The organism is Variovorax sp. UC122_21, from assembly GCF_044056785.1.
Lineage (GTDB): Bacteria > Pseudomonadota > Gammaproteobacteria > Burkholderiales > Burkholderiaceae_C > Variovorax.
Window position 1 is genome coordinate 5,930,666 of sequence record NZ_CP172004.1, and the last position, 23,963, is coordinate 5,954,628.

22 protein-coding genes and 3 pseudogenes are annotated in these 23,963 nt (G+C 71.4%); 14 read left to right on the top strand and 11 right to left on the bottom strand.

Annotated elements, in window-relative coordinates; translation table 11 throughout:
- Positions 1-4: 4 nt before the first annotated feature.
- Genes rutD through rutF form a run of 3 tightly spaced genes read left to right on the top strand, consistent with a single transcriptional unit; the run spans position 5 to position 1,952 of the window.
- Positions 5-811, top strand: coding sequence for a pyrimidine utilization protein D (rutD, locus tag ACHMXE_RS40600; RefSeq protein ID WP_395349209.1), 807 nt, complete (start codon positions 5-7; stop codon positions 809-811).
- Complete coding sequence (locus tag ACHMXE_RS40605) at positions 808-1,404, top strand: malonic semialdehyde reductase (protein WP_395349211.1); 597 nt, start codon at positions 808-810, stop codon at positions 1,402-1,404. The genes rutD and ACHMXE_RS40605 overlap by 4 nt, the downstream gene beginning before the upstream one ends.
- 23 nt (positions 1,405-1,427) lie before the next feature.
- Entirely contained in the window at positions 1,428-1,952 is a 525-nt protein-coding gene (rutF, locus tag ACHMXE_RS40610) for an NADH-dependent FMN reductase RutF (RefSeq protein WP_395349213.1), read from the top strand.
- 10 nt (positions 1,953-1,962) lie between these two features.
- Here rutF and rutR read toward each other — a convergent pair whose 3' ends face one another.
- Complete coding sequence (gene rutR / locus ACHMXE_RS40615) at positions 1,963-2,658, bottom strand: HTH-type transcriptional regulator RutR (protein ID WP_203203974.1); 696 nt, start codon at positions 2,656-2,658, stop codon at positions 1,963-1,965.
- A 216-nt stretch (positions 2,659-2,874) separates the two neighbouring features.
- Here rutR and ACHMXE_RS40620 point away from each other — a divergent pair, with 216 nt between their 5' ends.
- From ACHMXE_RS40620 to ACHMXE_RS40650, 7 genes and pseudogenes are all read left to right on the top strand, one after another.
- Positions 2,875-3,876 (top strand): isopenicillin N synthase family dioxygenase, encoded by a 1,002-nt coding sequence (locus ACHMXE_RS40620; RefSeq protein WP_395349215.1) that lies wholly within the window; start codon positions 2,875-2,877, stop codon positions 3,874-3,876.
- 5 nt (positions 3,877-3,881) lie between these two features.
- Entirely contained in the window at positions 3,882-4,268 is a 387-nt protein-coding gene (locus ACHMXE_RS40625; protein WP_093350364.1) for a VOC family protein, read from the top strand.
- 82 nt (positions 4,269-4,350) lie between these two features.
- Positions 4,351-5,448 carry a BMP family ABC transporter substrate-binding protein gene (locus ACHMXE_RS40630; protein ID WP_395349216.1) on the top strand — a complete coding sequence of 366 codons (1,098 nt, stop codon included), beginning with the start codon at positions 4,351-4,353 and terminating at the stop codon, positions 5,446-5,448.
- Positions 5,449-5,468: 20 nt separating this feature from the next.
- Positions 5,469-6,995 (top strand): ABC transporter ATP-binding protein, encoded by a 1,527-nt coding sequence (locus ACHMXE_RS40635; protein WP_395349217.1) that lies wholly within the window; start codon positions 5,469-5,471, stop codon positions 6,993-6,995.
- Between the two features lie 271 nt (positions 6,996-7,266).
- A pseudogene (locus tag ACHMXE_RS40640) lies at positions 7,267-7,797 on the top strand (ABC transporter permease); the annotation flags it as partial.
- A gap of 321 nt (positions 7,798-8,118) precedes the next feature.
- Positions 8,119-9,051, top strand: a complete 933-nt coding sequence (locus ACHMXE_RS40645) for an ABC transporter permease (protein ID WP_093350352.1) — start codon at positions 8,119-8,121, stop codon at positions 9,049-9,051.
- A 2-nt stretch (positions 9,052-9,053) separates the two neighbouring features.
- Positions 9,054-9,728 carry a cysteine hydrolase family protein gene (locus ACHMXE_RS40650; RefSeq protein WP_203206056.1) on the top strand — a complete coding sequence of 225 codons (675 nt, stop codon included), beginning with the start codon at positions 9,054-9,056 and terminating at the stop codon, positions 9,726-9,728.
- Positions 9,729-9,732: 4 nt separating this feature from the next.
- Here ACHMXE_RS40650 and ACHMXE_RS40655 read toward each other — a convergent pair whose 3' ends face one another.
- Positions 9,733-10,509: a hypothetical protein gene (locus ACHMXE_RS40655; protein WP_395349218.1), complete on the bottom strand. Its 777-nt coding sequence runs from the start codon at positions 10,507-10,509 to the stop codon at positions 9,733-9,735.
- 47 nt (positions 10,510-10,556) lie between these two features.
- Between ACHMXE_RS40655 and ACHMXE_RS40660 the strand changes: the two genes are divergently transcribed.
- From ACHMXE_RS40660 to ACHMXE_RS40670, 3 genes are read left to right on the top strand one after another with little or no spacing between them, the layout of a single operon-like run.
- A complete protein-coding gene (locus ACHMXE_RS40660; RefSeq protein ID WP_395349219.1) occupies positions 10,557-11,156 on the top strand; it encodes a LemA family protein in 600 nt (199 codons plus the stop codon).
- Positions 11,157-11,171: 15 nt separating this feature from the next.
- A complete protein-coding gene (locus ACHMXE_RS40665) occupies positions 11,172-12,101 on the top strand; it encodes a TPM domain-containing protein (RefSeq protein ID WP_395349220.1) in 930 nt (309 codons plus the stop codon).
- Between the two features lie 2 nt (positions 12,102-12,103).
- Positions 12,104-12,622 carry a TPM domain-containing protein gene (locus ACHMXE_RS40670; protein WP_172705455.1) on the top strand — a complete coding sequence of 173 codons (519 nt, stop codon included), beginning with the start codon at positions 12,104-12,106 and terminating at the stop codon, positions 12,620-12,622.
- 9 nt (positions 12,623-12,631) lie between these two features.
- Here ACHMXE_RS40670 and pdeM read toward each other — a convergent pair whose 3' ends face one another.
- Positions 12,632-13,348 carry a ligase-associated DNA damage response endonuclease PdeM gene (gene pdeM, locus ACHMXE_RS40675; RefSeq protein ID WP_395349221.1) on the bottom strand — a complete coding sequence of 239 codons (717 nt, stop codon included), beginning with the start codon at positions 13,346-13,348 and terminating at the stop codon, positions 12,632-12,634.
- A 77-nt stretch (positions 13,349-13,425) separates the two neighbouring features.
- Here pdeM and trxC point away from each other — a divergent pair, with 77 nt between their 5' ends.
- On the top strand, positions 13,426-13,875 hold the full coding sequence (gene trxC / locus ACHMXE_RS40680; RefSeq protein ID WP_203203965.1) for a thioredoxin TrxC: 450 nt from the start codon (positions 13,426-13,428) through the stop codon (positions 13,873-13,875).
- Positions 13,876-13,879: 4 nt separating this feature from the next.
- Here the strand turns inward: trxC and ACHMXE_RS40685 are convergent.
- From ACHMXE_RS40685 to ACHMXE_RS40720, 8 genes and pseudogenes are all read right to left on the bottom strand, one after another.
- Positions 13,880-16,485 (bottom strand): annotated as a pseudogene (locus ACHMXE_RS40685) (ligase-associated DNA damage response DEXH box helicase).
- A complete protein-coding gene (locus tag ACHMXE_RS40690) occupies positions 16,482-18,137 on the bottom strand; it encodes an ATP-dependent DNA ligase (protein ID WP_395349222.1) in 1,656 nt (551 codons plus the stop codon). The pseudogene ACHMXE_RS40685 and the gene ACHMXE_RS40690 overlap by 4 nt, the downstream one beginning before the upstream one ends.
- Complete coding sequence (locus ACHMXE_RS40695) at positions 18,134-19,180, bottom strand: ligase-associated DNA damage response exonuclease (RefSeq protein ID WP_395349223.1); 1,047 nt, start codon at positions 19,178-19,180, stop codon at positions 18,134-18,136. The genes ACHMXE_RS40690 and ACHMXE_RS40695 overlap by 4 nt, the downstream gene beginning before the upstream one ends.
- Before the next feature lie 98 nt (positions 19,181-19,278).
- Positions 19,279-19,824 (bottom strand): DUF3617 domain-containing protein, encoded by a 546-nt coding sequence (locus ACHMXE_RS40700; RefSeq protein WP_395349224.1) that lies wholly within the window; start codon positions 19,822-19,824, stop codon positions 19,279-19,281.
- 88 nt (positions 19,825-19,912) lie between these two features.
- Positions 19,913-20,623, bottom strand: a complete 711-nt coding sequence (locus ACHMXE_RS40705; protein ID WP_395349225.1) for a phosphatase PAP2 family protein — start codon at positions 20,621-20,623, stop codon at positions 19,913-19,915.
- 49 nt (positions 20,624-20,672) lie between these two features.
- Positions 20,673-21,837: pseudogene (locus tag ACHMXE_RS40710) on the bottom strand (Gfo/Idh/MocA family protein).
- An 84-nt stretch (positions 21,838-21,921) separates the two neighbouring features.
- Complete coding sequence (locus ACHMXE_RS40715) at positions 21,922-22,884, bottom strand: substrate-binding domain-containing protein (RefSeq protein ID WP_209546173.1); 963 nt, start codon at positions 22,882-22,884, stop codon at positions 21,922-21,924.
- 67 nt (positions 22,885-22,951) lie between these two features.
- Positions 22,952-23,962 carry an ABC transporter permease gene (locus tag ACHMXE_RS40720; protein ID WP_057593972.1) on the bottom strand — a complete coding sequence of 337 codons (1,011 nt, stop codon included), beginning with the start codon at positions 23,960-23,962 and terminating at the stop codon, positions 22,952-22,954.
- Position 23,963 lies beyond the last annotated feature (1 nt).

The following is a 23,963-nucleotide window of genomic DNA, read 5'->3' on the forward strand; positions in this document are numbered from 1 at the left end:
TTCGATGAGCACCCTGCACTACGAGGTGCATGGCCCGTCCGATGCCGCGGCCACCGTGCTGCTGTCGTCGGGCCTCGGCGGCTCGGCCGGTTTCTGGCAGCCGCAGCTCGGCGCGCTGGTCGCGGCCGGCCACCGCGTCATCGTCTACGACCAGCGCGGCACCGGCCGCAGCCCCGCCGCGCTGCCCGAGGCCTACGCCATCGCCGACATGGCGCGCGACGTGCTCGAGATCCTCGATGCCACGCACACCGCGCAGTGCCACTTCGCGGGCCACGCGCTCGGCGGCCTCGTGGGCCTGCAGCTCGCGCTCGACGCACCCGCGCGCATCGCGAGCCTGGTGCTCGTCAACGCGTGGGCCCGCCCCAATCCGCATTCGGCGCGCTGCTTCGATGCGCGGCTCGCGTTGCTCGGCGCCTGCGGCGCGCGCGCCTATGTCGAGGCGCAGCCGATCTTCCTGTACCCCGCGGCCTGGGCCGCCGAGCATGCGCAGCGCGTGGCCGACGAGGTCGACCATGCCTTCGCGCACTTTCCGGGCGAGGCCAACATGCGCGCGCGCATCGGCGCGCTGCGCGCCTTCGACGTGGCCGCGCGCCTCGGCGAGATCGCCGCGCCCGTGCTGATCGCGGCCGCCAAGGACGACGTGCTCGTGCCCTGGACCTGCTCGCAGCATCTCGCCGACGGCCTGCGCGACGTCACGCTCGACTTCGTCGCGCACGGCGGCCATGCCCACAGCGTGACCGAAGCCGAGGCCTTCAACCGCGGACTGCTCGATTTCCTCTCGCGGGTCGCCGCACCCGCCGCCATCGCATGACCACTTCCTCTTCGCTCGACGACGCGGCGCTCGCGCTGCTTTTCACCGCCGCGCGCAGCCACAACGGCTGGACCGACGAACCGGTGTCCGACGCTCAGCTGCGCCAGCTGCACGCGCTCGCCAGCCTCGGCCCGACCTCGGCCAACTGCTCGCCCGCGCGCTTCGTGTTCGTGCGCACGCCCAAGGGCAAGGCCCGGCTCGCGCCCGCGCTGTCCAAGGGCAACCTCGAGAAAACGATGAGCGCGCCCGTCACCGTCATCGCCGCCTGGGACCGCAGGTTCTACGACCGGCTGCCCACGCTGTTCCCGCATGCCGACGCGCGCAGCTGGTTCACCGGCAGCCCCGAGGCCGCGCACGAGACGGCCTTCCGCAATGCCAGCCTGCAGGCCGGCTACCTGCTGCTGGCGGCGCGCGCGCTCGGGCTCGACGCGGGCCCGATGTCGGGCTTCGACAAGGCCAAGGTCGACGCCGCCTTCTTCGAGGGCAGCGACTGGACCGTCAACTTCCTCATCAACCTCGGCCACGGCGACGCGTCGAAGCTGTTCGGGCGCCTGCCGCGCCTGGGCTTCGACGAGGCCTGCGTGCTGGCCTGAAAGCACCCGGCATGCAACACGCCATGGCCTCCATTCCGACGCCCGCCGGGTTGCCGTGCGGCCTGCAGAAAAGCGACTATCGCAACGCGATGGCGCGACTGGGCGCGGCCGTCAACATCATCACCACCGACGGTCCCGCGGGCCGCGCCGGCTTCACGGCCTCGGCCGTCTGCAGCGTGACCGACGAGCCGCCGACCCTGCTCGTGTGCCTCAACCGCTCGGCCTCGGTGTACCCGGCCTTCAAGGCCAACGGCGTGCTGTGCGTGAACGTGCTGGCCGCGGGCCACCAGTCGCTGTCAGCGCTGTTCGGCGGCCGCACGCCGATGGACGAGCGCTTCGCCGCCGGCCGCTGGCGCCGCGATGCCACCGGCTCGCCGATGCTCGAGGACGCGGCCGTCTCCTTCGACTGCCGCGTGATGCACGCCACCAGCGCGGGCACGCACGACGTGCTGTTCTGCGAAGCCGTGGCCATCGCCATCGGCGGCGCGGCGCAGGGACTGATCTACTTCGACCGGCGCTATCACGAGATCGCGGCGCCGCCGCACTGAAGCCGCTGCCTCAACGCGGCTCGATGCCCTGCAGCACGATGCGCTGCACGTTCTCCACCGTGCGCTCGAAGAAGCCCTCGTCGTCGAGCGTGTGACCCGACAGCGCCTGCACCTGCACGCCGAAGTCGGCGTAGTGCTGCGTGATCGCCCACAGCGCGAAAATCAGGTGCGGCGGATCGACCGGCGCGAGCTTGCCGGCCTCGACCCAGGCGCGGATCACTTCGGATTTCTTCTCCACCAGCGTGCGCAGCTCGCGATCGAGTTCGTCGCGCAGCAGCGGCGCGCCCTGGATCATCTCGAGGCAGAACAGGCGCGAGGCATCGGGCCGGTCGCGCGAGATCACGAGCTTGCGCCGGATGTAGTCGCCGATCGCCTCGCGCGGATCCTGCTCGGCGCTGAAGCCGCGCAGCGGCTCGAGCCACAGCGCGAGCAGGTCGCGCAGCACGTTGACGTAGAGCTCCTCCTTGTTCGCGAAGTAGTAGAGCAGGTTGCTCTTCGACACGTCGGCGCGCGCGGCCACCTGGTCGATCGAAGTGCCGTGCAGCCCGAAGCGCGAGAACAGCCCGAGCGCCGCGCCCAGGATCGCGCTGCGCTTGTTCTCGATCTGGCGCAGCCGCCGGTTCACCGCCGACGCGCTGCGCACGGCGGGCTTGCGGCTCGGCTTCTCGCTGTGGCTGGCCGCGGCCAGCGCCTTGGTCTTCGGCATCTTCCCTCGCTCTTTCTCTGTTCGTCGATCGTCGTCGGTCATGGTTTCGGAACGCGCACCACTGTAAGGCCGCGATGCATCGCACCGCGCCGCGCCGGTGTTGACCAGGCCCCACGGCGCACCATGCTGACGCGACGAAAGCGATTTGTCCATTTGGTCCAACTGGCACAGACGTTGCATGGCGAAAGGCATGCCAAGCCCATGGAGCCATTCGCCATGACCCTGCTGTCCGTTCCCATCATCGATCTCGCGCCGTACTTCGCCGGCACCGCCGAAGGCAAGGCCCAGGTCGCGCACAAAGTCGACGAAGCCTGCCGCAGCATCGGCTTCCTCGTGATCACCAACCACGGCATCGCACCCGAGCTGATCGAACGCGTGGCCTCGCTGTCGCGGCGCTTCTTCGAGCTGCCCCTGGCCGACAAGCGCAAGGTCGACCGCCCGCGCGAGGACGCGGTGCGCGGCTACAGCGCGGTCGGCGAGGAAGGCCTCTCGTACAGCCTCGAGGAAGCGGCACCGGGCGACCTCAAGGAGTCGTTCTCGATCGGCCCCTCGAACGTGCCCGACGACGACTACCACCGCGGTCCCGCCGCAGGCCCGCACTTCGAGCCCAACAGCTGGCCGCCGATCGAGGGCTTCCGCGAAGCCTACGAGGGCTACTTCGAGGCGATGAGCGATCTCTCGCGTTCGCTGATGCGCGTGTTCGCGCTCGGCCTCGCGCTGCCCGAGCGCTTCTTCGACGACAAGATCGACCGCCACATCAGCATGTTCCGCGTGCTGAGCTATCCGCCGCAGCGCGAGCAGCCGCTGCCGGGCCAGCTGCGCGCGGGCGCGCACAGCGACTACGGCAGCCTCACGATCGTGCTGCCCGACGACAAGGGCCTGCAGGTGTTCAACAAGGCCGGCCAGTGGGTCGACGTGCCGCAGGTCGAGGGCGGCCTGGTCGTCAACATCGCCGACCTGATGATGCAGTGGACCAACGACCAGTGGGTGTCGACGCTGCACCGCGTGATCAACCCGCCCTTCGAGGTGGCGAGCACCAACCGCCGGCAGTCGCTGGTGTTCTTCCACCAGCCCAACTACGACGCGATGGTCGAGTGCCTGCCGAGCTGCCTCGCGCCCGGCGAACAGCCGAAGTACGCGCCGATCTCCTCGGGCGACCACCTGACCTCGAAGTTCGTCAAGCAGACGACCTTCGGCGGCACCAAGGTGACGGCGTAGAGAACATGGCCCACCTGTCCTACGTCAACGTCTTCGCGAAGGACGTGGTCGCGCTCAGCGGCTTCTACCAGCGCGTGTTCGGCTTCCCCGAGATCGAGGCGATCCGCTCGCCGATCTTCCGCGGCCTCGACACCGGCAAGTCGAGCCTGGGCTTCAACGCGCTCGATGCCTACGAACTGCTGCAGCTCGCCGAGTTCTCCGACACGCGCGGCGTGAAGTTCCTTCTCAACATCGACGTCGACAGCCAGGACGAGGTCGACCGGATGGTGCCGATCGCGCTCGAGGCCGGCGCCACGCTGGTCAAGGCGCCCTATCGCACCTACTACGACTGGTACCAGTCGGTGCTGCTCGATCCCGAGGGCAACGTGTTCCGCATCAACTTCATGCTGTGACGCGCCTGCGGCCTCCTCGCGCCTGCTCCTTCTCCTTCTTCTTCCGGCCCCTTCCGCCATGCCTCTCTCGAAAGGTTGCTCCATGCCGCGCACTCCCGTCTCCTGTCTCGCCCTGACCTTCGCGGCGGGCGCAGCGTCCCTCGCGGCGCTGCCCGCGGTCGCCGCCGACGGCTTCACGCTCAAGGACAAGCCCAAGATCGCGATGCTCTACTTCGGCCCCAAGAACGACGGCGGCTGGACCCAGGCCTTCGACGAGGCGCGCGTGAAGATCGAGAAGGAACTCGGCCAGAAGATCCAGTTCGTCGAGAACGTGCCCGAGGACGCCTCGGCCATCAAGCCCGCGGCCGAGAAGTTCATCCAGCGCGGCGCCAACATCGTCATCGGCACGGCCTTCGGCTATTCCGACAGCTTCAAGGACCTGGCCGCCAAGTACCCCGACGTCGCCTTCCTCAACGGCTCGGGCACCACCAACGGCCGCAATCTCGAATCCTTCTACGGCCGCACCTACGAGAGCCAGTACCTGTGCGGGATGGCCGCGGGCGCGGCTTCCAGGAGCGGCAAGCTCGGCTTCGTCGCGGCCGATCCCTTCGGCGTGGTGAACTGGACCATCAACGCCTTCGCGCTCGGCGCGCAGAAGATGAACCCCAACGCCACCGTCAACGTGATCTACACCGGCGCGTGGAACGACCCCGTGAAGGAACGCGCCGCCGCCGCCGCGCTGATCGACCAGGGCGCCGACGTGATCGGCCAGCACGTCGACAGCCCCACGCCGCAGATCGTCGCGCAGGAGCGCGGCGTCTACGGCACCGGCCACCACCGCGACCTGCGCCAGTTCGCGCCCAAGGCCACGCTGTGCTCCTCGGTCTGGGTGTGGGACCGCTTCCTGACGCCCGAGCTCAAGAAGATCATGGCCGGCAACTGGAAGCCCGCCGAGTACGGCGCCTTCATTTCGATGAAGGACGGCGGCACCGACATCGCGGGCTTCGGCCCGGCCGTGCCCAAGGACAAGGCCGCGCTGATCACGGCCGAGCGCGACGCGCTCATGAAGGGCAAGCAGATCTACGCCGGCCCGCTGGCCGACCGCGACGGCAAGGAGCGCGTGGCCAAGGGCGCCGTGCTGTCCGACGCCGACCTCTGGAAGATGGACTGGTTCGTCAAGGGCGTGGTCACGCAGAAGTAGCCGCGAGGAATTCCGCTCTCATGCCCAACGCGCTCGAACTCACCGGCATCCGCAAATCCTTCGACGGCTTCGCGGCACTGACCGACGCGCACTTCGCCGCGCGCTGGGGCGAGGTGCATGCGCTGCTCGGCGAGAACGGCGCGGGCAAGTCCTCGCTGATGAACATCGCGGCCGGCCTCTATGCGCCCGAGGCGGGCCAGCTGCTGGTCGACGACAACGCGGTGCGCTTCGCCGGCCCGCGCGATGCGGCGCGCCAGCGCATCGGCATGGTCCACCAGCATTTCAAGCTGGTGCGGCCCTTCACCGTGGCGCAGAACATCCTGCTGACCGCGCCGCCTTCGGCCGAGTTCCGAAGCCATGGCGAGCGGCTGCGCGACATCGCGCGCGACATCCGCAACAAGGCCTCGGCGCTGGGCTTCGACATCGACCCGATGCGCCGCGTCGACACGCTCTCGATCGCCGAGCAGCAGCGCGTGGAGATCCTCAAGGTGCTGCTCGCGGGCGCGCGCATCCTGATCCTCGACGAGCCCACCGCCGTGCTGACCGACCAGGAGGCCGCGCGGCTGCTGCAGACCGTGCAGGGGCTCGCGCGCGGCGGCGCCGCGGTGGTGCTGGTCACGCACAAGATGGCCGACGTGAAGACCTATGCCGACCGCGTGACCGTGATGCGCGGCGGCCGTACCGTCGCCACGCTGCGCCCGCAGGATGCATCGGTCGCCGAGCTCGTGAAGCTCACGGTGGGCGAAGCGGTCGCGGCCTCGGCTTTCCGGCCCGCGCCCTCGGCACGCGGCGCGGTGCGCCTGTCGGTGCGCGGCCTGCGCACCCCCGCCTCGCCCGAGGGACGCCGCGTGCTCGACGGCGTCGACCTCGTGCTGCACGCGGGCGAGATCTACGGCCTGGCCGGCGTCGGCGGCAACGGCCAGGGCGAGCTGGCCGGCGCGATCCTCGGCCTGCCGGGCGAAGCCGTCGACGGCGAGATCCGGCTCGAGGGCCAGGGCGACCTCAAGACGATGGCCGCTTCGGCGCGGCGCGCGCTCGGCATCGCGGCGATCCCGGCCGACCGCTACGGGCTCGCGCTCGCGGGCGGCCTGTCGGTGGCCGAGAACTACGCCATCGGCCGCGTGCACACGGGCCGCTACGGCCCGGTGTGGCGGCTGCGGCGCGGCCGCATCCAGGCCGACACGCAGGAGGCGGTGCGCGCCTTCGACGTGCAGGGCGTGCGCTCGGTGGCGCAGAAGGCCGCGCTGCTGTCGGGCGGCAACGCGCAGAAGCTGGTGCTGGCGCGCGAGTTCGGCAAGTCGCCCACCCTGGTGCTCGCGCACAGCCCAAGCCGCGGGCTCGATGTGCGCGCCAGCGCCGAGGTGCATGCGCGGCTGCGCGCCGCGCGCGATGGCGGCGCCGCGGTGCTGCTGATCAGCGAGGACCTCGACGAGGTGCTGCAGCTGGCCGACCGCGTGGGTGTGATGACGCGCGGGCGCATCGCGGGCGAGTTCGCGCAGCCGGCCGACCGCCAGGCCATCGGACAGGCGATGGTGGACCATGGCTGAGGCCACGCTCGCCCCCGACACCGCGCGCGGCGCGGCACCGCATCGCGCGCAGCCGCTGGCACGCCGCCGCTACGCGCTCGAGATCCGCCAGCACATGGCCTGGCGCTGGCAGGCGCTGATCCTCGCGGCCGCGCTGGCCGCGGGCTTCGCGATCTCGGCCGCGATCCTCGTGACCGCGGGCGTGCCGGCCGACGAGCTCGCCAACGAGTTCGTGACCCAGACCTTCCTCGACGGCCAGAACTTCCGCGCCGTGCTGTTCCAGGCCGCGCCGATGATCCTGGTCGGCCTCGCGGGCTCGCTGGCCTTTCGCGCGCGCTTCTGGAACCTCGGGCTCGAGGGCCAGATGATCTGGGGCGCCATCGGCGCGACCGCCGTCTCGATCTGGCAGCTCGGCCCCGAGCCGCTGCGCCTGCCGCTGATGTTCGCGGCCGCCATCGGCTGCGGCCTGCTGTGGGTGCTCGGGCCCGCCTGGCTCAAGCTCAGGCTGGGCGTGAACGAGATCATCTCGACCCTGATGCTCAACTACATGGCGGCCAACTTCCTGCTGCACCTGGTCTACGGTGCCTGGAAGGATCCGAAGGACAGCTTCCCCTACTCGCCGCAGTTCCGCGTCTTCGAGCGGCTGCCTGAGCTCGGGGCCGGCATCGGCAGCGCGATCCTGCTCGCGGGCATCGTCGCGCTGCTGGCCTGGTGGCTGGTGGGCGTGAGCCGCGCGGGCCTGTACCTGCGCTTCGTCGATGCCAACCCGCGCGTGGCGCATGCCAACGGCGTGCCGGTGCGGAGCACGATCTACGGCGCGGTGCTGCTGTCGGGCGCGATGGCCGGGCTCGCGGGCTTCGCGGTCGCCGCGGGCCAGGAGGGCCGGCTCGACGCAGGCCTTCTACCAGGGCTACGGCTTCTCGGGCATCCTGATCGCCTTCCTCGCGCGCAACAACCCGCTCGCGGCCACGGTGGTGGCGCTGCTGGTGGCGGCGCTGTTCGTCACCGGGCGCAGCCTGCAGGTGTTCTACCAGGTGCCGTTCTCGATGGTGCAGCTGATCCAGGCCATCATCGTGGTGTGCGTCGCCTCGAGCGACTTCTTCATCCGCCACCGGCTGCGCCGCGTCGGCACGGAGGCCGCGCCATGAACGGCGGCGTGATCCTCAACTGGCTCGCGAGCACGCCCGACTTCGCGGTGCCCTATGCGCTGGCCGCCCTCGGCCTGATCCTCAGCGAGCGCGCGGGCGTGCTCTCGCTCGGCGCCGAGGGGCTGATGCTGGTGGGCGCGCTGGCCGGCATCGGTGCGCAGATCGCGATCGGCCAGCCCGCGGTGTCGCTGGCGCTCGCGATGCTGGCGGCGGCCACGGTGTCGGTGCTGTTCGCGGTCATGGTGATCTGGCTGCGCGTGAACCAGGTGATCGCGGGGTTGGCGCTGGTGTTCTTCTGCCAGGGGCTCACGGCGCTGGTCGGCAGCCTGGCCGGCTGGACCAACCATGCCACCGAGGGCATCGGCGCGATGGGGCTGTGGCCGCTGTCGCTGCTGCCGGGCGTGGGCCGGCTGTTCGAGCAGAACGCGATGGTGTGGCTCACGCTGCCGCTGTTCGGCGCGGTGGCCTGGTTCTTCGCGCGCACCGCCACCGGCCTGCGGCTGCGTGCCGTGGGCGAGAACCCGCAGGCGGCCGACGCGGCCGGCATCCGCGTGCCGGCCTGGCGCTTCGCGGCGGTGCTCGCGGGCTCGGCGCTGGTGGGCCTTGCGGGCGCCTACATCTCGGTGGTCAGCACCAAGCTGTGGATCGCGGGCATGACCGGCGGGCGCGGCTGGATCGCGGTGGGCCTGGTGATCTTCGCGCGCTGGTCGCCGTGGAAGGCGCTGGTGGGCGCGCTGCTGTTCGGCTGCATCGAGGCGCTGATCCCGCAGCTGGCCGCGGCCGGCGTTCGGCTGCCGCAGTACTTCGTGATGATGACGCCCTACGCGGTGACGCTCGGCGTGATGGTCTGGGTGGCGCTGTCGCGGCGCGGCGCCGACGAGGAGCCCGGCGCCCTCGGCCAGGCCTATGTGCGGGAGGAAAGAAGATGACGCTGAAGGCCTGGGTCTACGACGAGCCGCGCGAGCTCGACGCGGCGAACTTCGCCGACTACCTCGATCCGAGGACCACCGCGGTGGTCTCGATCGACATGCACCGCGGCCACCTCGACGACGATCCCGCCTGCCCGTGCCCGGCGCCGCGCGCGCGCGAGGTGGTGGCGCCGATCGACGGCTTCCACGACGAAGCGCGCGCGCTCGGCGTGCGCATCGTGCACGTGAAGTCGGTGCTGCGGCCCGACGGCAGCGACGACCTGCGCGGCATTCCGGCCGCCTGGCGGCGCACCTTCCCGCTGCACGTGGGCGAGATCCCGAATGCCGACGCGCATGCCCTCGAGGGCTCGAAGTGGACCGAGTGGGTCACGCGCGTGGAACCCGGCGACCTGCGCGTGGACAGCAAGCGGCGCCTCTCGGCCTTCTATCCCACCGACCTCGACTTCCTGCTGCGCAACCAGCGCATCGAGACCGTCGTGCTCGACGGCGGCTTCACCGACTGCTGCGTGCTCAACACCGCCTTCGACGCCAACAACCACAACTACCGCGTGATCGTGCTGCGCGACCTGGTACGCGGCACCGACACGCGGCTCGAGAGCGCGGCGCTCGCGATGGTCTCGCTGCACCTCGGGCTGGTGATGGAGTCGCGGGAGCTGCTGCGTCAGTGGCGCGGCTGAGCGGCTAGGCAGCCTCGGCCGGCGCGCCGAGCCACTCGCGCGCCACCGCCTGCATCGCCCCGGGTTGCGCCGCGCGCCACACCACCTCGGGCGCCGCGATGTGCACGCCCGCCGGCGCGATGCGCAGCGCGAGGTCGACCAGCTCGGCCAGCTTCGACGGCCGCACCGGCTGCTCGCTGCTGGGCACCATGTAGCTCAGCGTTCCGAGCATCCAGGCCGCCAGCCGCTCGGGACGGCTCGCGCGCTGCGCCGCGGCCGGCTTGCGCGCCGACCGCAGGATCAGCAGGCGCTCGAAGCCGCAGGCCACCACGGCCTGCTCGTCGAGGTTCGCGAGGCCGCGCTTGAGCGCCTCGGGCAGCCGGCCCTGGTCGTGCGGCTGCACGATGACGAGGGTCTGCACGCCGCAGGCGCGCAGCCAGCGCGCGAGCGCCGGCAGCTGCGCGGGGTCGGGCAGCCACAGCGCGCGCTCGCGGCCGTGGTACAGGCGCGGCGCGTCGAAGGCCACGATCGCGGCCCGGGCCGAGGTCGGCGGCCACTGCTCGATGGGCAGCGGCGGGCAGAGGCAGGACTCGACGCCGGGCAGCCCGTCGTGCATGGGCTCGCTCACGAGCACGCGCACATGCGCATGGCGGTGGCTGCCCGCGAGCCGGTGCAGCAGGTCCTGCCCCAGCGCGCCGGTGGCGCCGGCAATGAGCAGCGTGCCGAAGGCGGCGGAGGCGTCGGGGACGGGCACCGCCGGGCGGTTCGCGCCGCGCAGGGCTTGGAGCGGATCGAGGGACATAGGAGCACCTATGCTAACTTCGGCCCCATTCTGTGGAGGTAATGCAAATGATGATGAAGCGCTGGCTCCTGATCCTCGCGGCGGTCCTGTCCCTCAGCGGATGCGGCTACAACCAGTTCCAGTCGCTCGACGAGGCCAGCAAGTCGGCCTGGAGCGAGGTGCTCAACCAGTACCAGCGGCGCGCCGACCTGGTGCCCAACATCGTCGCCACCGTGAAGGGCGAAGCCGCCTTCGAGCAGGACACGCTGACCAAGGTGATCGAGGCGCGCGCCAAGGCCACCTCGATCCAGGTCACGCCCGAGACGCTCAACAACCCCGAAGCCTTCAACAAGTTCCAGCAGGCGCAGGGCGAGCTCTCCTCGGCGCTGTCGCGGCTGATGGTGGTGTCGGAGCGCTACCCCGACCTCAAGGCCAACCAGGCGTTCCGCGACCTGCGCGTGACGCTCGAGGGCACCGAGAACCGCATCACCGTGGCGCGCAACCGCTACATCGAGAGCGTGCAGGAGTACAACGTGCTCGCGCGCAGCTTCCCGACCAACCTCACGGCCAAGGTCTTCGGCTACGCGCCCAAGCCCAACTTCTCGGTGCAGAACGAAGCCCAGATCTCGGTGCCGCCGACGGTCGACTTCGGCGCGCCGAAGAAGTAAGGCAAAGCTGCGCCGATGGCCGCAGCCCTGATCCTCCGCCGCCTGCTGGCCGCGTTCCTCGCCGTGGCGCTCGGCTGGGCCGCGCTGCCCGCCTTCGCGCAGGCGCCGCTGCCGGTGCCCGCGCTCACGGCGCGCGTGATCGACCAGACCGGCACGCTCGACGCCGCGCAGCGCGCCGGCCTCGAGACCAAGCTCGCGGCCTTCGAGCAGCGCAAGGGCTCGCAGATCGCGGTGCTGATGGTGCCGACCACGCAGCCCGAGGACATCGAGAGCTACACGCAGCGCGTGGGCGATGCCTGGAAGATCGGCCGCAAGGACGTGGGCGACGGCCTGCTCGTGATCGTCGCCAAGGACGACCGCCGGATGCGCATCGCCCCCGCCAAGGCGCTCGAGGGCGCGGTGCCCGACCTCGCGGCGGCGCGCATCGTCGACGAGGAGATGAAGCCGCGCTTTCGCAACGGCGACTTCGCGGGCGGCATCAACGCCGCGGTCGACCGGCTGATCGGCCTGGTCGACGGCGAGCCGCTGCCCGAGCCCGCGCGCGACGGCGGCAATGGCGGCAGCCAGGGCTTCGACTGGGAGAACCTCGCGATCTTCCTGTTCGTCGGCGTCTTCATCGGCGCGCCGATCGTGCGCGCGATCCTCGGCAAGACCCTGGGCTCGGTGGTCATGGGCGGCGGCATCGGCGTGGTCGCGTTCTTCCTCACCACCAGCCTCGTGATCGCGGTGCTCGCGGGCATGGTCGCGCTCGTGGTCTCGCTGGCCTCGGGCCTCGCGCGCTTCGGCGGTGGCGGCTGGAGCAGCGGGGGCGGCGGCGGTGGCTGGAGCGGCGGCGGGGGTGGCGGCTGGGGCGGCGGGGGTGGCCGCGGTGGCGGCGGAGGCGGCGGCTTCAGCTCGGGCGGCGGCGGCAATTTCGGCGGCGGCGGCGCCTCGGGAGACTGGTGAGCATGGCAACCCTCTTCTCCAAACTCGGCCGCATGTGGCGCCATCGCTGGATCGACGAGGCCGCGGTGCGCCGCGTGCTGCCGGCCGACGCGCTCGCGCGGCTGGCCGCGCGCGTGGGCGCGAGCGAGCGGCGCCACAGCGGCGAGATCCGCATCTGCATCGAGGCCGGCCTGCCGATGTCCTACCTGCGCCGCGAGGCGCCGGCACGGCAGCGCGCGGTCACGCTGTTCGGCAAGCTGCGCGTGTGGGACACCGAGCACAACAACGGCGTGCTGATCTACCTTCTGCTGGCCGAGCACGCGATCGAGATCGTGGCCGACCGCGGCATCGATGCACGGGTGAGCGACGACGACTGGCGCGCGATGGCGCAGCGCATGGGCGCGGCCTTTCGCGAAGGCCGCTTCGAGGACGGGCTCACGCAGGCGCTCGAGGAGATGTCGGCGCTGCTGGTCGAGCACTTCCCGCTGCGCGACGACGAGCCCGACCGCAACGAGCTGCCCGACGAACCCGTGGTGCTCTGAGCCGCTTGCTCACTCGGCCGCGGGCAGCGCCCACACGGCCGATCCGCCCACCGCATAGAAGCGCCGCCCCGGCGCCGACTCCATCGTCCAGCCGCCCGTGAACTCGCCGAAGGCGGGCAGCACGGCCTGACCTTGCCCTTGTGCTTGCCCTTGCCCTTCCTCGTGCACGAAGCACGGCAGCCGCACGCTGTCGCGCCCCGGCCCGTGCAGCCGGCGCGCCGGGTGCAGATGGCCCGCGAGCACGAAGTGCGTGGGATGCGTCTGCGGATGGTGGCAGCAGGCGAAGGGGCCGAGCAGCCAGGGTTCGTCGACCACCTCGATGCGAAGCGCGGGCGGCGGATCGCCCGCGCGGCTGTCGTGGTTGCCGCGCACCAGCGTCATCGCGAGCGCCGCATGCCGCTCGCGCCATTCCCGCACCACGGGCAGCACCGCGCGCGCGGGCGCCGCATGCAGGAAGTCGCCGAGGAACACCAGGCGCTGCGGCGCATGGCGCGCGATCAGCAGATCGAGCCGCGCGAGGTTCTCGAGCGTGGTGCCGCCCGGCACCGGCAGGCCCAGCGCGCGGAAGGTGGCGGCCTTGCCCAGGTGCAGGTCGGCGACGAACAGCGCCTGCCCGGCCGGCCACCAGAGCGCGCGCTCGGGCAGCAACTGCACCGCTTCGCCCGCCCATTGGAGCGGCAGCGGCGTCGAGGCGGAAGAGGATGAAAAGGAGGAAAGGGAACGCATCGCCGACCAGTGTCGCAAAAGCGCCGTGCGGTCGCGTCCGACTTGCAATTCGCCCGCGCCGCCCCTAGCTTTGCCGGATGACCGAATCGCCCACGCTGCACATCGTCTGCCCGCACTGCCACACCACCAACCGGGTGCGCGAGGCGCAACTGGCCAGCGCGCCCGACTGCGGCAGCTGCCACCAGCCGCTGTTCGGCGCCCACTCGGCCGCGCTGCCCGACGTGGCGAGCTTCGACCGCCACATCGCGCGCAACGAGATCCCGGTGCTGGTCGACTTCTGGGCCCCGTGGTGCGGCCCCTGCCGCCAGATGGCGCCGGCCTACGAGCAGGCCGCGGCGCAGCTCGAACCGCGCGTGCGCGTCGCCAAGGTCGACACCGAGGCCGTGCCCGCGCTGGCCGCGCGCTTCAACATCCGCAGCATTCCGACCCTGGCGCTGTTCAAGGGCGGCCGCGAGGTCGCGCGCCAGGCCGGCGCGATGGGCGCGGCCGACATCGTGCGCTGGGCCAGGGCCCACGGCGCGGGCTGAAGCGCTAAGGCCGCCGCCGGCGTTCGCGCCGCGGCGCCGGCGGCCGGGCGGCGCCCTCCTGCCCGAAGGCCAGCGAGCCGCGCACCCGCTCGGCACCGCCCGCGGTCACGGCCCCGCCGGCCGCCTTCTCGAGCTGCTCGACCATGCGCGCGATGCGGTCGGCCACGTTCTCGTTCGACAGCTTCTCGCGGAACAGCTCGACCATCAGCGGAAACGAGAACGGCGTCGGCCGCTCGAGCGCGCGCAGCACCAGCTGCTGCGTGCCCATGCGCGCGAGGCTGGCGGCAAGGCGGCCGATCTCGAGCTCCTGCGACAGCAGCTCGCGCTCGGCCTGCGCGAGCAGCGCGTTGTCGGGGTCGTACTTGCGGAACACCTCCCAGAACAGCGAGGACGAGGCCTGCAACTGCCGGCTGCTGCGCTTCTCGCCCGGATAGCCCTGGAAGATCAGCCCCGACACGCGCGCGATCTCGCGAAAGCGCCCGCTGCGCGAGCTCGCCCGCGTTGAGCGAGGCCAGCACCTCGTGCAGCAGCGCCTCGTGCGCCTGTGCCGCGTCGCCCGCCGGCATGCCGAGCACCTCGGGCAGCCGCGCGGGCCAGTCGACCTCGCTCGCGCTCAGCAGCTCGAAGCCGTAGTCGTTGACCGCGATCGAGAAGGTGCGCGCCTCGTGCTGCGCCACGCGCCAGGCCAGCAGGCTCGCGAGCCCCAGGTGCACGTGGCGGCCCGCGAACGGATAGAGGAACAGGTGCCAGCCCTCGCGCGTCTTCAGCGTCTCGGCCAGCAGCGTTCGCGGCGTGGGCAATGCCGACCACTGCTGCTGCAGCTCGAGCAGCGGCCGCACGCAGTGCAGCTCGGGCGACTCCCACCGGCCCTGGTCGGCCAGCGCGAGCTGCTGCACCACCGCGTCGGCCAGCGTGTTCGACAGCGGCATGCGCCCGCCATTCCAGCGCGGCACCGCGGGCCGCTGGCCGCTGGCGCGCCGCACCCAGGCCGTCATGTCGTGGATGCGCACCAGCTCGAGCAGCCGGCCGCCGAACAGGAAGCAGTCGCCGGGCTTCATGCGCGCGACGAAGCCCTCCTCCACGCTGCCGATCCTCGCGCCGCCGAGGTACTGCACCGACATGCTCGCGTCGCTCACGATGGTGCCGATGTTCATGCGGTGGCGCCGCGCGAGCCGCGCATCGGGCACGCGCCACACGCCGTCGGCATCGGGCACCACGCGCTTGTAGTCGGGATAGGCCGCGAGCGAGGCGCCGCCCTGCACGACGAAGTCCAGGCACCAGGCCCAGCTCTCGCGCGTGAGCCCGGCGTAGGCGGCCGTGCCGCGCACTTCCTCGTAGAGATCGTCGGGCACGAAGCCGCCGCCGAGCGCCACGGTCACGAGGTGCTGCACCAGCACGTCGAGCGGCTGGTCGGGCGAATGGCGCGCCTCGATGTGGCCCTCGGCGATGGCGGCGCGCGCCGCCGCGCCCTCGACCATCTCGATGCTGTGCGTGGGCACGAGCGTGATGCGCGAGGGCCGGCCCGGCGCATGGCCCGAGCGGCCCGCGCGCTGCAGCAGCCGCGCCACGCCCTTGGGCGAGCCGATCTGCAGCACGCGCTCCACCGGCAGGAAGTCGACGCCGAGGTCCAGGCTCGAGGTGCAGACCACGGCCTTGAGCTCGCCGCTCTTCAGGCCCAGCTCGACCCATTCGCGCACCTCGCGGTCGAGCGAGCCGTGGTGCAGCGCGATGGTGCCGGCCCATTCGGGCCGCGCCTCGAGCATCGCCTGATACCAGATCTCCGACTGCGAGCGCGTGTTGGTGAAGACCAGCGTGGTGCTGCTCGCCGCGATCTCCTCGAGCACCTGCGGCAGCATCGTGAGGCCCAGGTGGCCGCCCCAGGGAAAGCGCTCGGCGCGACCCGGCAGCAGCGAATCGATGACCAGCTTCTTCGGCACCTGGCCCTGCACCAGCACGCCGTCGCCGTGGCCCAGCAGCGCGTGCATCGCTTCGTTCAGGTTGCCGAGCGTGGCCGACATGCCCCAGACCGCGAGCCCCGCGTTCCAGCGCCGAAGCCGGCGCGAGCGCGAGCTGCACCTGCACGCCGCGCTTGTTGCCGAGCAGCTCGTGCCACTCGTCGACCACCACCATCCTCACCTGGCCCAGCACCTCGCTGGCATCGGCGCGCGCGAGCAGCAGCGACAGGCTCTCGGGCGTGGTGACCAGCACCGTGGGCAGGCGCGTGTTCTGCGCGCTGCGCTCGGCCGAGGAGGTGTCGCCGCTGCGCGCGCCCGCGCTCCAGGGCTGCACCCCGGCGCCGAGCGCCTCCAGCGGCTGCTGGAGCGCGCGCAGGGTGTCGGCCGCGAGCGCGCGCATCGGCGTGAGCCACAGCAGGGTGAGCGGCGGTGCCGGTGCCGGCCGCGCGCCCTCCTTGCGCGGCCGCGCGGCCTGCGCATGGGCCAGCAGCGCGCCGAGCCACACGGCATAGGTCTTGCCCGCGCCGGTGGTCGCATGCAGCAGGCCAGAGCGACCCTGCGCCACGGCCTTCCACACCTCGCGCTGGAACTTGAAGGGCTTCCAGCCGCGCGCGGCGAACCAGGCGTCGAGCGCCGCCTTGACCGCCTTGCTCATGACGGCAGCAGCGCGGCCAGCGTCTGCAGCGTGTCGGCTTCCTGCACCGGCTTGTCCTCGCGCCAGCGCAGCATGCGCGGAAAGCGCACCGCGATGCCGCTCTTGTGGCGCGCGCTGCGCGCGATGCCTTCGAAGCCGAGTTCGAACACCAGCGTGGGCTTGACGCTCTTCACCGGTCCGAAGCTCTCGATGGTGGTCCTGCGGATGACCGCGTCGACACGCGCCATCTCGGCATCGGTGAGGCCCGAGTAGGCCTTGGCGAAGGGCACGAGCTTGCGCTCGGCCTGTTCGGGCGGGCCGTCCCACACGGCGAAGGTGTAGTCGCTGTAGAGGCTGGCGCGGCGGCCATGGCCGCGCTGCGCATAGACCAGCACCGCATCGATGCTCAGCGGATCGATCTTCCACTTCCACCACACGCCCACGTCCTTGGTGCGGCCCACGCCGTACTGCGCGCTGCGGCGCTTGAGCATCATCCCTTCGACGCCCATGCTGCGCGCCGCCTCGCGCTGGCGCGCGAGATCGGCCCAGTCGGCGCCCTCGAGCATCGGGCTCGGCAGCAGCAGCGGATGCGCAAGGCGCGCGACCAGCTCGTCGAGCAGCGCGCGGCGTTCGGCCTGCGGCAGCGCGCGCAGGTCGCGGCCCTCCCACTCGAGCAGGTCGTAGGCCAGCAGCACCACCGGAATCTCGCGCAGCAGCTTCGCACCCAGCGTCTTGCGGCCGATGCGCTTCTGCAGCTCGGCGAAGGGCTGCACCCGGCCGTCGCGCCACACGGCGATCTCGCCGTCGACCACCGTGCCGTCGGGCAGCGCCTCGCCGAGCGCCGCGAGTTCGGGGAAGCGCTCGGTCACCAGTTCCTCGCCGCGCGACCACAGCCACGCCACGCCCGCGCGCTTCACGAGCTGCGCGCGGATGCCGTCCCACTTCCACTCGACGATCCAGTCCGAGGGCGGGCCGAGCGCCGCGTCGAACTGCGCGAGCGGCTGGTTGAACGGATGCGCGAGGAAGAAGGGATAGGGCTGGCCGCTGGTCTTCTGCACCTGCTCGGCGTCGGACTCCGGCGCGATCAGCGTGCCGTAGTCGGCGGCGCGCGGCCGCGCGCCGATGTGGGTGTAGCCCATGAGCCGCTGCGCGACGCGCTTGGCATCGATGCCGCCCACGGCCGCGAGTGCCTGCGTGACCTGCAGCTTCGACACGCCGACGCGGAAGGCGCCGGTGATGAGCTTGAAGTAGACCAGCCGCTCCTCGGCCGCGAGCCGGCGCCACTGCGCGCGCAGCCGGTCGGCCAGTTCATCGGGCGCCGCCTTCGCGGTCTCGCGCAGCGGCAGGAGATGCTGCTCGACCCAGGCCGCGAGCCCGAGCTCGTGCGTTTCGCTCGGCGCCGGCAGCAGCAGCGCGATCGTTTCGGCGAGGTCGCCGACGGCCTCGTAGCTTTCGTCGAACAGCCACTCGGGCAGGCCCGCGGCCTCCTGCGCGAGCAGTCGCAGCAGCTTGGTCGGCACCAGCTGGCGCGGCTTGCCGCCCGCGAGGAAGTAGACGGCCCAGGCGGCATCGGCCGGATCGGCCGCGCGCAGGTAGCGCTGCAGCGCGGCCTGCTTCGCGAGGCTCGAGGTGCTGGCATCGAGCTCGCGGTAGAGCGCGGCGAAGTCCTTCATGCCGGCGCCGCCTCCCCCGCGGGCGGCGGCGCTTCCTGGTCGTCCTCGTCGCCGTACTCGGTCTTGAAGCCCTGCGCGTCGAGGCCGTTCTCCGACAGCCAGCGCACCATCACCTGCACGCTGCCATGGGTGACGAACACGCGCTCGGCGCCCGTGCCCGCGATCGCCTGCTGCAGCCCGGGCCAGTCCGCATGGTCCGACATCACGAAGCCGCGGTCGACGCCGCGCCGGCGCCGCGTGCCGCGCAGCTGCATCCAGCCGCTCGCGAAGGCATCGACATAGGCGCCGAAGCGCTTCATCCACGGCGTGCCCTGCGCCGAGGGCGGCGCCAGCACCAGCGCGCGCTTCAGCAGTGCCGCGTCGACGCCGGGATCGGTCACGCGCAAGGTGGCCGGCAGCGCCACGCCCGCGGCGCGGTAGACGGCATTGAGCGGCTCGACCGCGCCGTGCACGACGATCGGCCCGATCGAGGCATCGACCCCATGCAGGATGCGCTGCGCCTTGCCGAAGGCATAGCAGAACAGCACCGAGGCGCGGCCGGCCTCGGCATTGGCGCGCCACCAGGCGTCGATCTCCGCGATGAGCTGCGCCTGCGAGGGCCAGCGGTAGATCGGCAGGCCGAAGGTGGACTCGGTGATGAAGGTGTCGCAGGGCACCGGCTCGAAGGGCGCGCAGGTGCCGTCGGGCTCGGTCTTGTAGTCGCCCGAGGCCACCCACACGCGGCCGCCGTGTTCGAGCCGCACCTGCGCCGAGCCCAGCACGTGGCCGGCCGGATGCAGCGACACGCGCACGCCATGGTGCTCGATCGCCTCGCCGTAGGGCAGCGTCTGCAGCGCGATGTCGGCTCCCAGGCGCGCGCGCAAGGTGCCGGCGCTGTCGGTGTGGGCGAGGTAGTGGCCGTGGCCGGTGCGCGCATGGTCCGAATGCGCATGCGTGATGACGGCGCGCGCGACCGGCCGCCAGGGGTCGATGTAGAAATCGCCCGGCGGGCAGTACAGGCCCTCGGGGCGCGCGACGACGAGATCTTCTGGCTGCGCGGGCATGGCATGCGATCGTAGGCGCTCGCGGCCCGCGGCGCCCCCGCCCGGATGTCGCGAGGCGCCGTGGGCCGGCGCCTACCCGCGACGCCCGTCCGCGGTGCTCAGGGCTGCTTGCCGCGCCGCGCGGCCGTCATCTCGAGCACGTTCATCTTCATGCCGTTGGCCATCACCATGTCGCCGGGCTTCTGGCCGGCCTTGCAGGGGCCGACCCATTTCGCCTCGACGACGGCCATGCCTTCGCTGCGGCCCATCAGCGGCGGGCTGTAGCTCGATTTGCTCTCCACGCGGTAGGCGGAACCGAAGTCGCCGCTCATCACGGCGCGCGAGGTGGCGGTGGTGCTCCCGATCTTGCAGACCGAGTCGATCACCAGCTTGCCGCCCTCGGCGCGCAGGTCCTGCTTCGAGCACAGGCTGCGGCCCATGCCCTGGCCCATCTCGCGCAGGGCCTTGTCGGTGGCCGCGTCGATGCACTGCTGCATGGTGTGGCTGCCCTCTTTCGCGCCGCTGCCGTCGTCGCTGCGCATCTCCCACAGGCCGGGCTTGCGCGCGGGATAGTCGATCGCCACCGCCGGCCCGGCGAGCACGGCGCAGGGCAGCACCGCGGCGCAGGCGGCGAGGAGGGCCAGGACGAGGGGAAGGGTCTTCATGGGGTGGCTCCGGGCGCGGCGTGTCGAGGGCTCGACGATGCCCCGGTTTGTACAGGGCGCCCCCGCGGCGCGGAATACCGCGATCGGTCTACGCCGCGCGGCCGGCCCCGGCGATGCCACGTGCACCGCTCGCCGCCGCGCGCACGCGCGTGGCCAGCCCGAACACCACCCCCAGCACGAAGCCGCCGCCCACGTCGATCAGCACGTGCTGGCGCACCGCCATGGTCGAGTAGACGATGCCCGTAGCCCACGCGATGTTGAGACCGCGCAGCCAGGCGGGCGCGCCCGCGTCGCGCAGCTGGCGCGCGAGCACCACGCAGGCGAACACCGAGAACGACACGTGCAGCGAAGGAAAGGCATTGCCCGCCGAGTCCTTGGTCTTGAGGAAGTGCAGCGTGGTGCCGGGGCTGGTGTCGATGGTGAAGTTGGAAATCGCCGTGGGCATGAACCAGAACACGACGAGCGCGATGCTCGTCATCAGCGCGCAGGCCAGCGAGAACGCGAACAGTTCGCGCCGGTCGCGCGAGAACAGCACAGGCAGCGCGATGTAGACCCACAGCGACAGGTATACCGGCAGCAGCGCGGGCCAGAAGGCGACGAGCCGGTCGATCGGCGTGAGCGGCAGCACCCAGGCCTCGCCCGAGTGCCGCATGACCCAGAAGTACAGCGGGAAGAAGCCGATGGTGGCGAGGGTGTTGCCGATCAGCTTGAGCGGCCACAGCGCGAGCGCGCGCCGGCCCAGGGCGCGTGGCCAGGAGGGCGACGTGGCGACGGGCTTGGAGTCGGGAAAGGAGGTCATGGGCGCCGGAGGCGATGCGCGCGGGCCCCGCGGGTGCGGGGCCGCGGCATCACCAGGGCGTCCACTTTAAATCGCTTCGCGCCGAGGCCACCGTGCGTTCGATGAAGCGCACGCCGCGCGCGCCGTCTTCCACGCGCGGATAGTCGGCCTCGAGCGGATCGGCGCGCCGGCCTTCGAGGCGCGCGCGGATGTCGGCGGCGACGCCCGCGTAGACGTTGGCGAAGGCCTCGATGAAGCCCTCGGGATGGCCCGCGGGCAGGCGGCTCGCGCGGCGCGCCGACTCGTGCAGCCAGGGGGCACCGCGCGTGAGCACGCGCTGCGGCCCGTCGTGCGGCAGGTGCAGCAGCCGGCTCGGCTGCTGCTGGTGCCACTCGAGCGTGCCCAGGGTGCCCGAGACGCGCACGCGCAGGTCGTTCTCCAGGCCGGTGCTGATCTGCGAGGCGATGAGCACGCCCGCGCGCGCCGCCCTGGTAGCGCAGCAGCAGGCTGCCGTCGTCGTCGAGCTGGCGGCCGGCGACGTGCGCCGTGAGGTCGGCGCACAGGCTCTCGATCTCAAGGCCGGTCAGCGTGGCGACGAGGTTCTCGGCATGCGAGCCGATGTCGCCGATGGCGCCGGCCGCGCCGCTGCGCGCGGGGTCGGTGCGCCAGTCGGCCTGCTTGTTGCCGGTGCCCTCGAGCTGGCTCGCGAGCCAGCCCTGGTTGTATTCCACGACCACCTTGCGCAGCGTGCCGAGCTCGCCCGCGCGGATCATCGCGCGCGCCTGGCGCACCATGGGGTAGCCGGTGTAGTTGTAGGTGACGCCGAAGACCGTGCCTTGCGCCGCCACGCTGGCGACCAGTGCATCGGCCTGTTCGCGCGTGTGGACCAGCGGCTTGTCGCACACCACGTGGAAGCCGGCCTCGACGAAGGCCCGCGCCACCGGGTAGTGCACGTGGTTGGGCGTGACGATCGAGACGAAGTCGATGCGCTCGTCGGCGGGCCGCTTCAGTTCATCGGCCAGCAGGGCCTGCCAGTCGCCATGGTTGCGCGCGTCGGTCAGGCCGAGGTCGGCGCCCGAGGCGCGCGCCTTGGCGGGATCGGAGGACAGCGCGCCGGCCACGAGCTCGATCCGGGCGTCGAGCGCGATGGCCTTGCGGTGCACGCCGCCGATGAAGGCATCGCGGCCGCCGCCGACCATGGCGTAGCGCAGCTTGCGATGGGGGGTGTCGGTCATCCAACTCCTTGAGGTTCCAGAGACGGGGTTCCCCCTCCCCGCGGGGAGAGGGAGCGAAGCGATCGGCCGGCCGGCCGATCCCGTTCAGAACGGCGAGTTCGGGTGGTAGAAGTCCTTGGCGTTGTCCTTGGTGATCAGCACCGACGGAATGATGGTGGTCGCGGGCAGCTTCTCGCCCTTCAGGCGCGCCTCGGCCGTGAGCTTGATGGCGTCGTAGATGAACTTCGGCGAGTAGCTCACGTCGGCCGTGATGCGCTTGTCCTTGGCGTCCATGATGGTCTTGACCATGCCCTTGGCGCCGGCACCGCCGAATACGATCTTGATGTCGTCGCGCTTGGCCTGCTCGATGGCCTTGAGCACGCCCACGGCCATGTCGTCGTCGGCGGCCCAGATGGCGTCGATCTGCTTGAAGCGCGTGAGGTAGTCCTGCGTGACCTTGAACGCGTCGTCGCGGTTCCAGTTGGCGTACTTGGCGTCGAGCAGCTTCACGTCGGGGCTGTTCTTGAGCACCGCGTTGAAGGCGTCCATGCGCTCGTTGTCGAGCGTGGTCGCGATGCCGCGCAATGCCACCACGTTGCCCTTGCCACCGAGCTGCTTGACGATGTACTCGGCCGGGATGCGGCCGAAGGCGGTGTTGTCGCCGGCCACGTAGGCGTCCTGCGCGCTGGTGTCGGTCAGGCCGCGGTCGACCACGGTGACGTAGGCGCCCTTGGCCTTGACCTGCGCGACCGGCTTGGTCAGCGCGGCCGATTCGAACGGGAACACGACCAGCGCGTTGATCTTGGTGACCGTCGACAGGTCCTGCAGCTGGTTGGCCTGCTCGGGCGCGTTGGCGGCGGTCTTGATCGTGATCTTCAGGTCCTTGTGTTCCTTCTCGAGATCCTTCTTCGCCTGGTTGGCCCAGTAGTTGATGCCGCCCATGAAGCTGTGGGTGGCGGCGGGGATCGAAACGCCGAGGTTGACCTTGTCCGCGGCGAGCGCGGGCAGGCTGGCGAATGCCGCGGCGGCCACGGCCGTGAGCGCGATGCGTCGGGTGAAACGAGTCATGCTGATGTCTCCTCTTGGTGGATGGAACGGAACGGGAAGGAACCGGGTGTGGCCACGCCCAACGGCGTCATCGCTTTCCTCGCTGGAGGAAGGCCACGATGATGATCACGAAGCCCTGCACCGCGGCATTCAGGTACACGCTGATGATGCTGGTGAGGTTCAGGATGTTGCTGATGACCGAGAGCAGGATCGCGCCCACCACGGTGCCGGTGATGCTGCCCGCGCCGCCCTTGAGCGCGGTGCCGCCGACGATCACCGCGGCGATCGCCTCGAGCTCCCACAGCAGGCCCGTGGTCGGCGAGGCCGAGCCCAGGCGCGGCACGTACAGCAGCGTGGCGATGCCCACGCACACGCCGAGCAGCACGTAGGTCAGGATCTTCACGCGGTCGACGTCGACCGCGGCGTAGCGCGCCACCTGCTCGTTGGAGCCGATGGCCTGCACGTAGCGGCCGTAGGCGGTGCGGTTGAGGATCACGCCGCCGACGATGGCGACGATGACGAACACCCACACCGGCACCGGGATGCCCGCGAGGCTCGCGTAGTAGACCGGCGCGTAGAGGTCCGACAGCTCGTTGTCGAGCGTGAGCGCGCCGCCGTCGGCGAAGTAGGTGAGGTAGGCGCGGAAGATGCCGAGCGTGCCCAGCGTGACGATGAAGGGCTCGATGCGGCCCTTGGTGATCAGCAGGCCATGCGCGAGGCCGAACAGCGCGCCCAGCACCACCGCGAGCACGGCACCGAGCATCACCGCCATCAGCGGCGAGCCGGTGGCCGGGCCGGCCCAGTTGATGAACATGATCACGCTGCCCGCGATCAGCGCGGCCATCGAGCCCACCGACAGGTCGATGCCGCCCGAGATGATCACGAAGCACATGCCGACCGCGATGATGCCGATGAAGGCGGTGCGCGTGAGCACGTTCATCGCGTTGTCGACGGTGGCGAAGTCGCCGTTGAGCAGGGTGCCGGCGATGCACAGCAGCACCAGGCCGATGACGGGGCCGAGGCCGTGCAGGTGCTCGGTCCAGCGCGCCTTGGGCTGGGCGCGGTGGGTGTCGGCGGTGGGTTCGGGGCTGTTGTTCATG

Coding starts and splice junctions, on each gene's coding strand:
- pdeM (WP_395349221.1), bottom strand. CDS start 13,348: ATGCGTTCCCTTTCCTCCTTTTCATCCTCTTCCGCCTCGACGCCGCTG.
- ACHMXE_RS40605 (WP_395349211.1), top strand. CDS start 808: ATGACCACTTCCTCTTCGCTCGACGACGCGGCGCTCGCGCTGCTTTTC.
- ACHMXE_RS40630 (WP_395349216.1), top strand. CDS start 4,351: ATGCCGCGCACTCCCGTCTCCTGTCTCGCCCTGACCTTCGCGGCGGGC.
- ACHMXE_RS40715 (WP_209546173.1), bottom strand. CDS start 22,884: ATGACTCGTTTCACCCGACGCATCGCGCTCACGGCCGTGGCCGCCGCG.
- rutD (WP_395349209.1), top strand. CDS start 5: ATGAGCACCCTGCACTACGAGGTGCATGGCCCGTCCGATGCCGCGGCC.
- ACHMXE_RS40700 (WP_395349224.1), bottom strand. CDS start 19,824: ATGAAGACCCTTCCCCTCGTCCTGGCCCTCCTCGCCGCCTGCGCCGCG.
- trxC (WP_203203965.1), top strand. CDS start 13,426: ATGACCGAATCGCCCACGCTGCACATCGTCTGCCCGCACTGCCACACC.
- ACHMXE_RS40665 (WP_395349220.1), top strand. CDS start 11,172: ATGGCCGCAGCCCTGATCCTCCGCCGCCTGCTGGCCGCGTTCCTCGCC.
- rutR (WP_203203974.1), bottom strand. CDS start 2,658: ATGCCGAAGACCAAGGCGCTGGCCGCGGCCAGCCACAGCGAGAAGCCG.
- ACHMXE_RS40705 (WP_395349225.1), bottom strand. CDS start 20,623: ATGACCTCCTTTCCCGACTCCAAGCCCGTCGCCACGTCGCCCTCCTGG.
- ACHMXE_RS40660 (WP_395349219.1), top strand. CDS start 10,557: ATGATGATGAAGCGCTGGCTCCTGATCCTCGCGGCGGTCCTGTCCCTC.
- ACHMXE_RS40690 (WP_395349222.1), bottom strand. CDS start 18,137: ATGAAGGACTTCGCCGCGCTCTACCGCGAGCTCGATGCCAGCACCTCG.
- rutF (WP_395349213.1), top strand. CDS start 1,428: ATGGCCTCCATTCCGACGCCCGCCGGGTTGCCGTGCGGCCTGCAGAAA.
- ACHMXE_RS40695 (WP_395349223.1), bottom strand. CDS start 19,180: ATGCCCGCGCAGCCAGAAGATCTCGTCGTCGCGCGCCCCGAGGGCCTG.
- ACHMXE_RS40720 (WP_057593972.1), bottom strand. CDS start 23,962: ATGAACAACAGCCCCGAACCCACCGCCGACACCCACCGCGCCCAGCCC.
- ACHMXE_RS40635 (WP_395349217.1), top strand. CDS start 5,469: ATGCCCAACGCGCTCGAACTCACCGGCATCCGCAAATCCTTCGACGGC.
- ACHMXE_RS40670 (WP_172705455.1), top strand. CDS start 12,104: ATGGCAACCCTCTTCTCCAAACTCGGCCGCATGTGGCGCCATCGCTGG.
- ACHMXE_RS40620 (WP_395349215.1), top strand. CDS start 2,875: ATGACCCTGCTGTCCGTTCCCATCATCGATCTCGCGCCGTACTTCGCC.
- ACHMXE_RS40625 (WP_093350364.1), top strand. CDS start 3,882: ATGGCCCACCTGTCCTACGTCAACGTCTTCGCGAAGGACGTGGTCGCG.
- ACHMXE_RS40645 (WP_093350352.1), top strand. CDS start 8,119: ATGAACGGCGGCGTGATCCTCAACTGGCTCGCGAGCACGCCCGACTTC.
- ACHMXE_RS40655 (WP_395349218.1), bottom strand. CDS start 10,509: ATGTCCCTCGATCCGCTCCAAGCCCTGCGCGGCGCGAACCGCCCGGCG.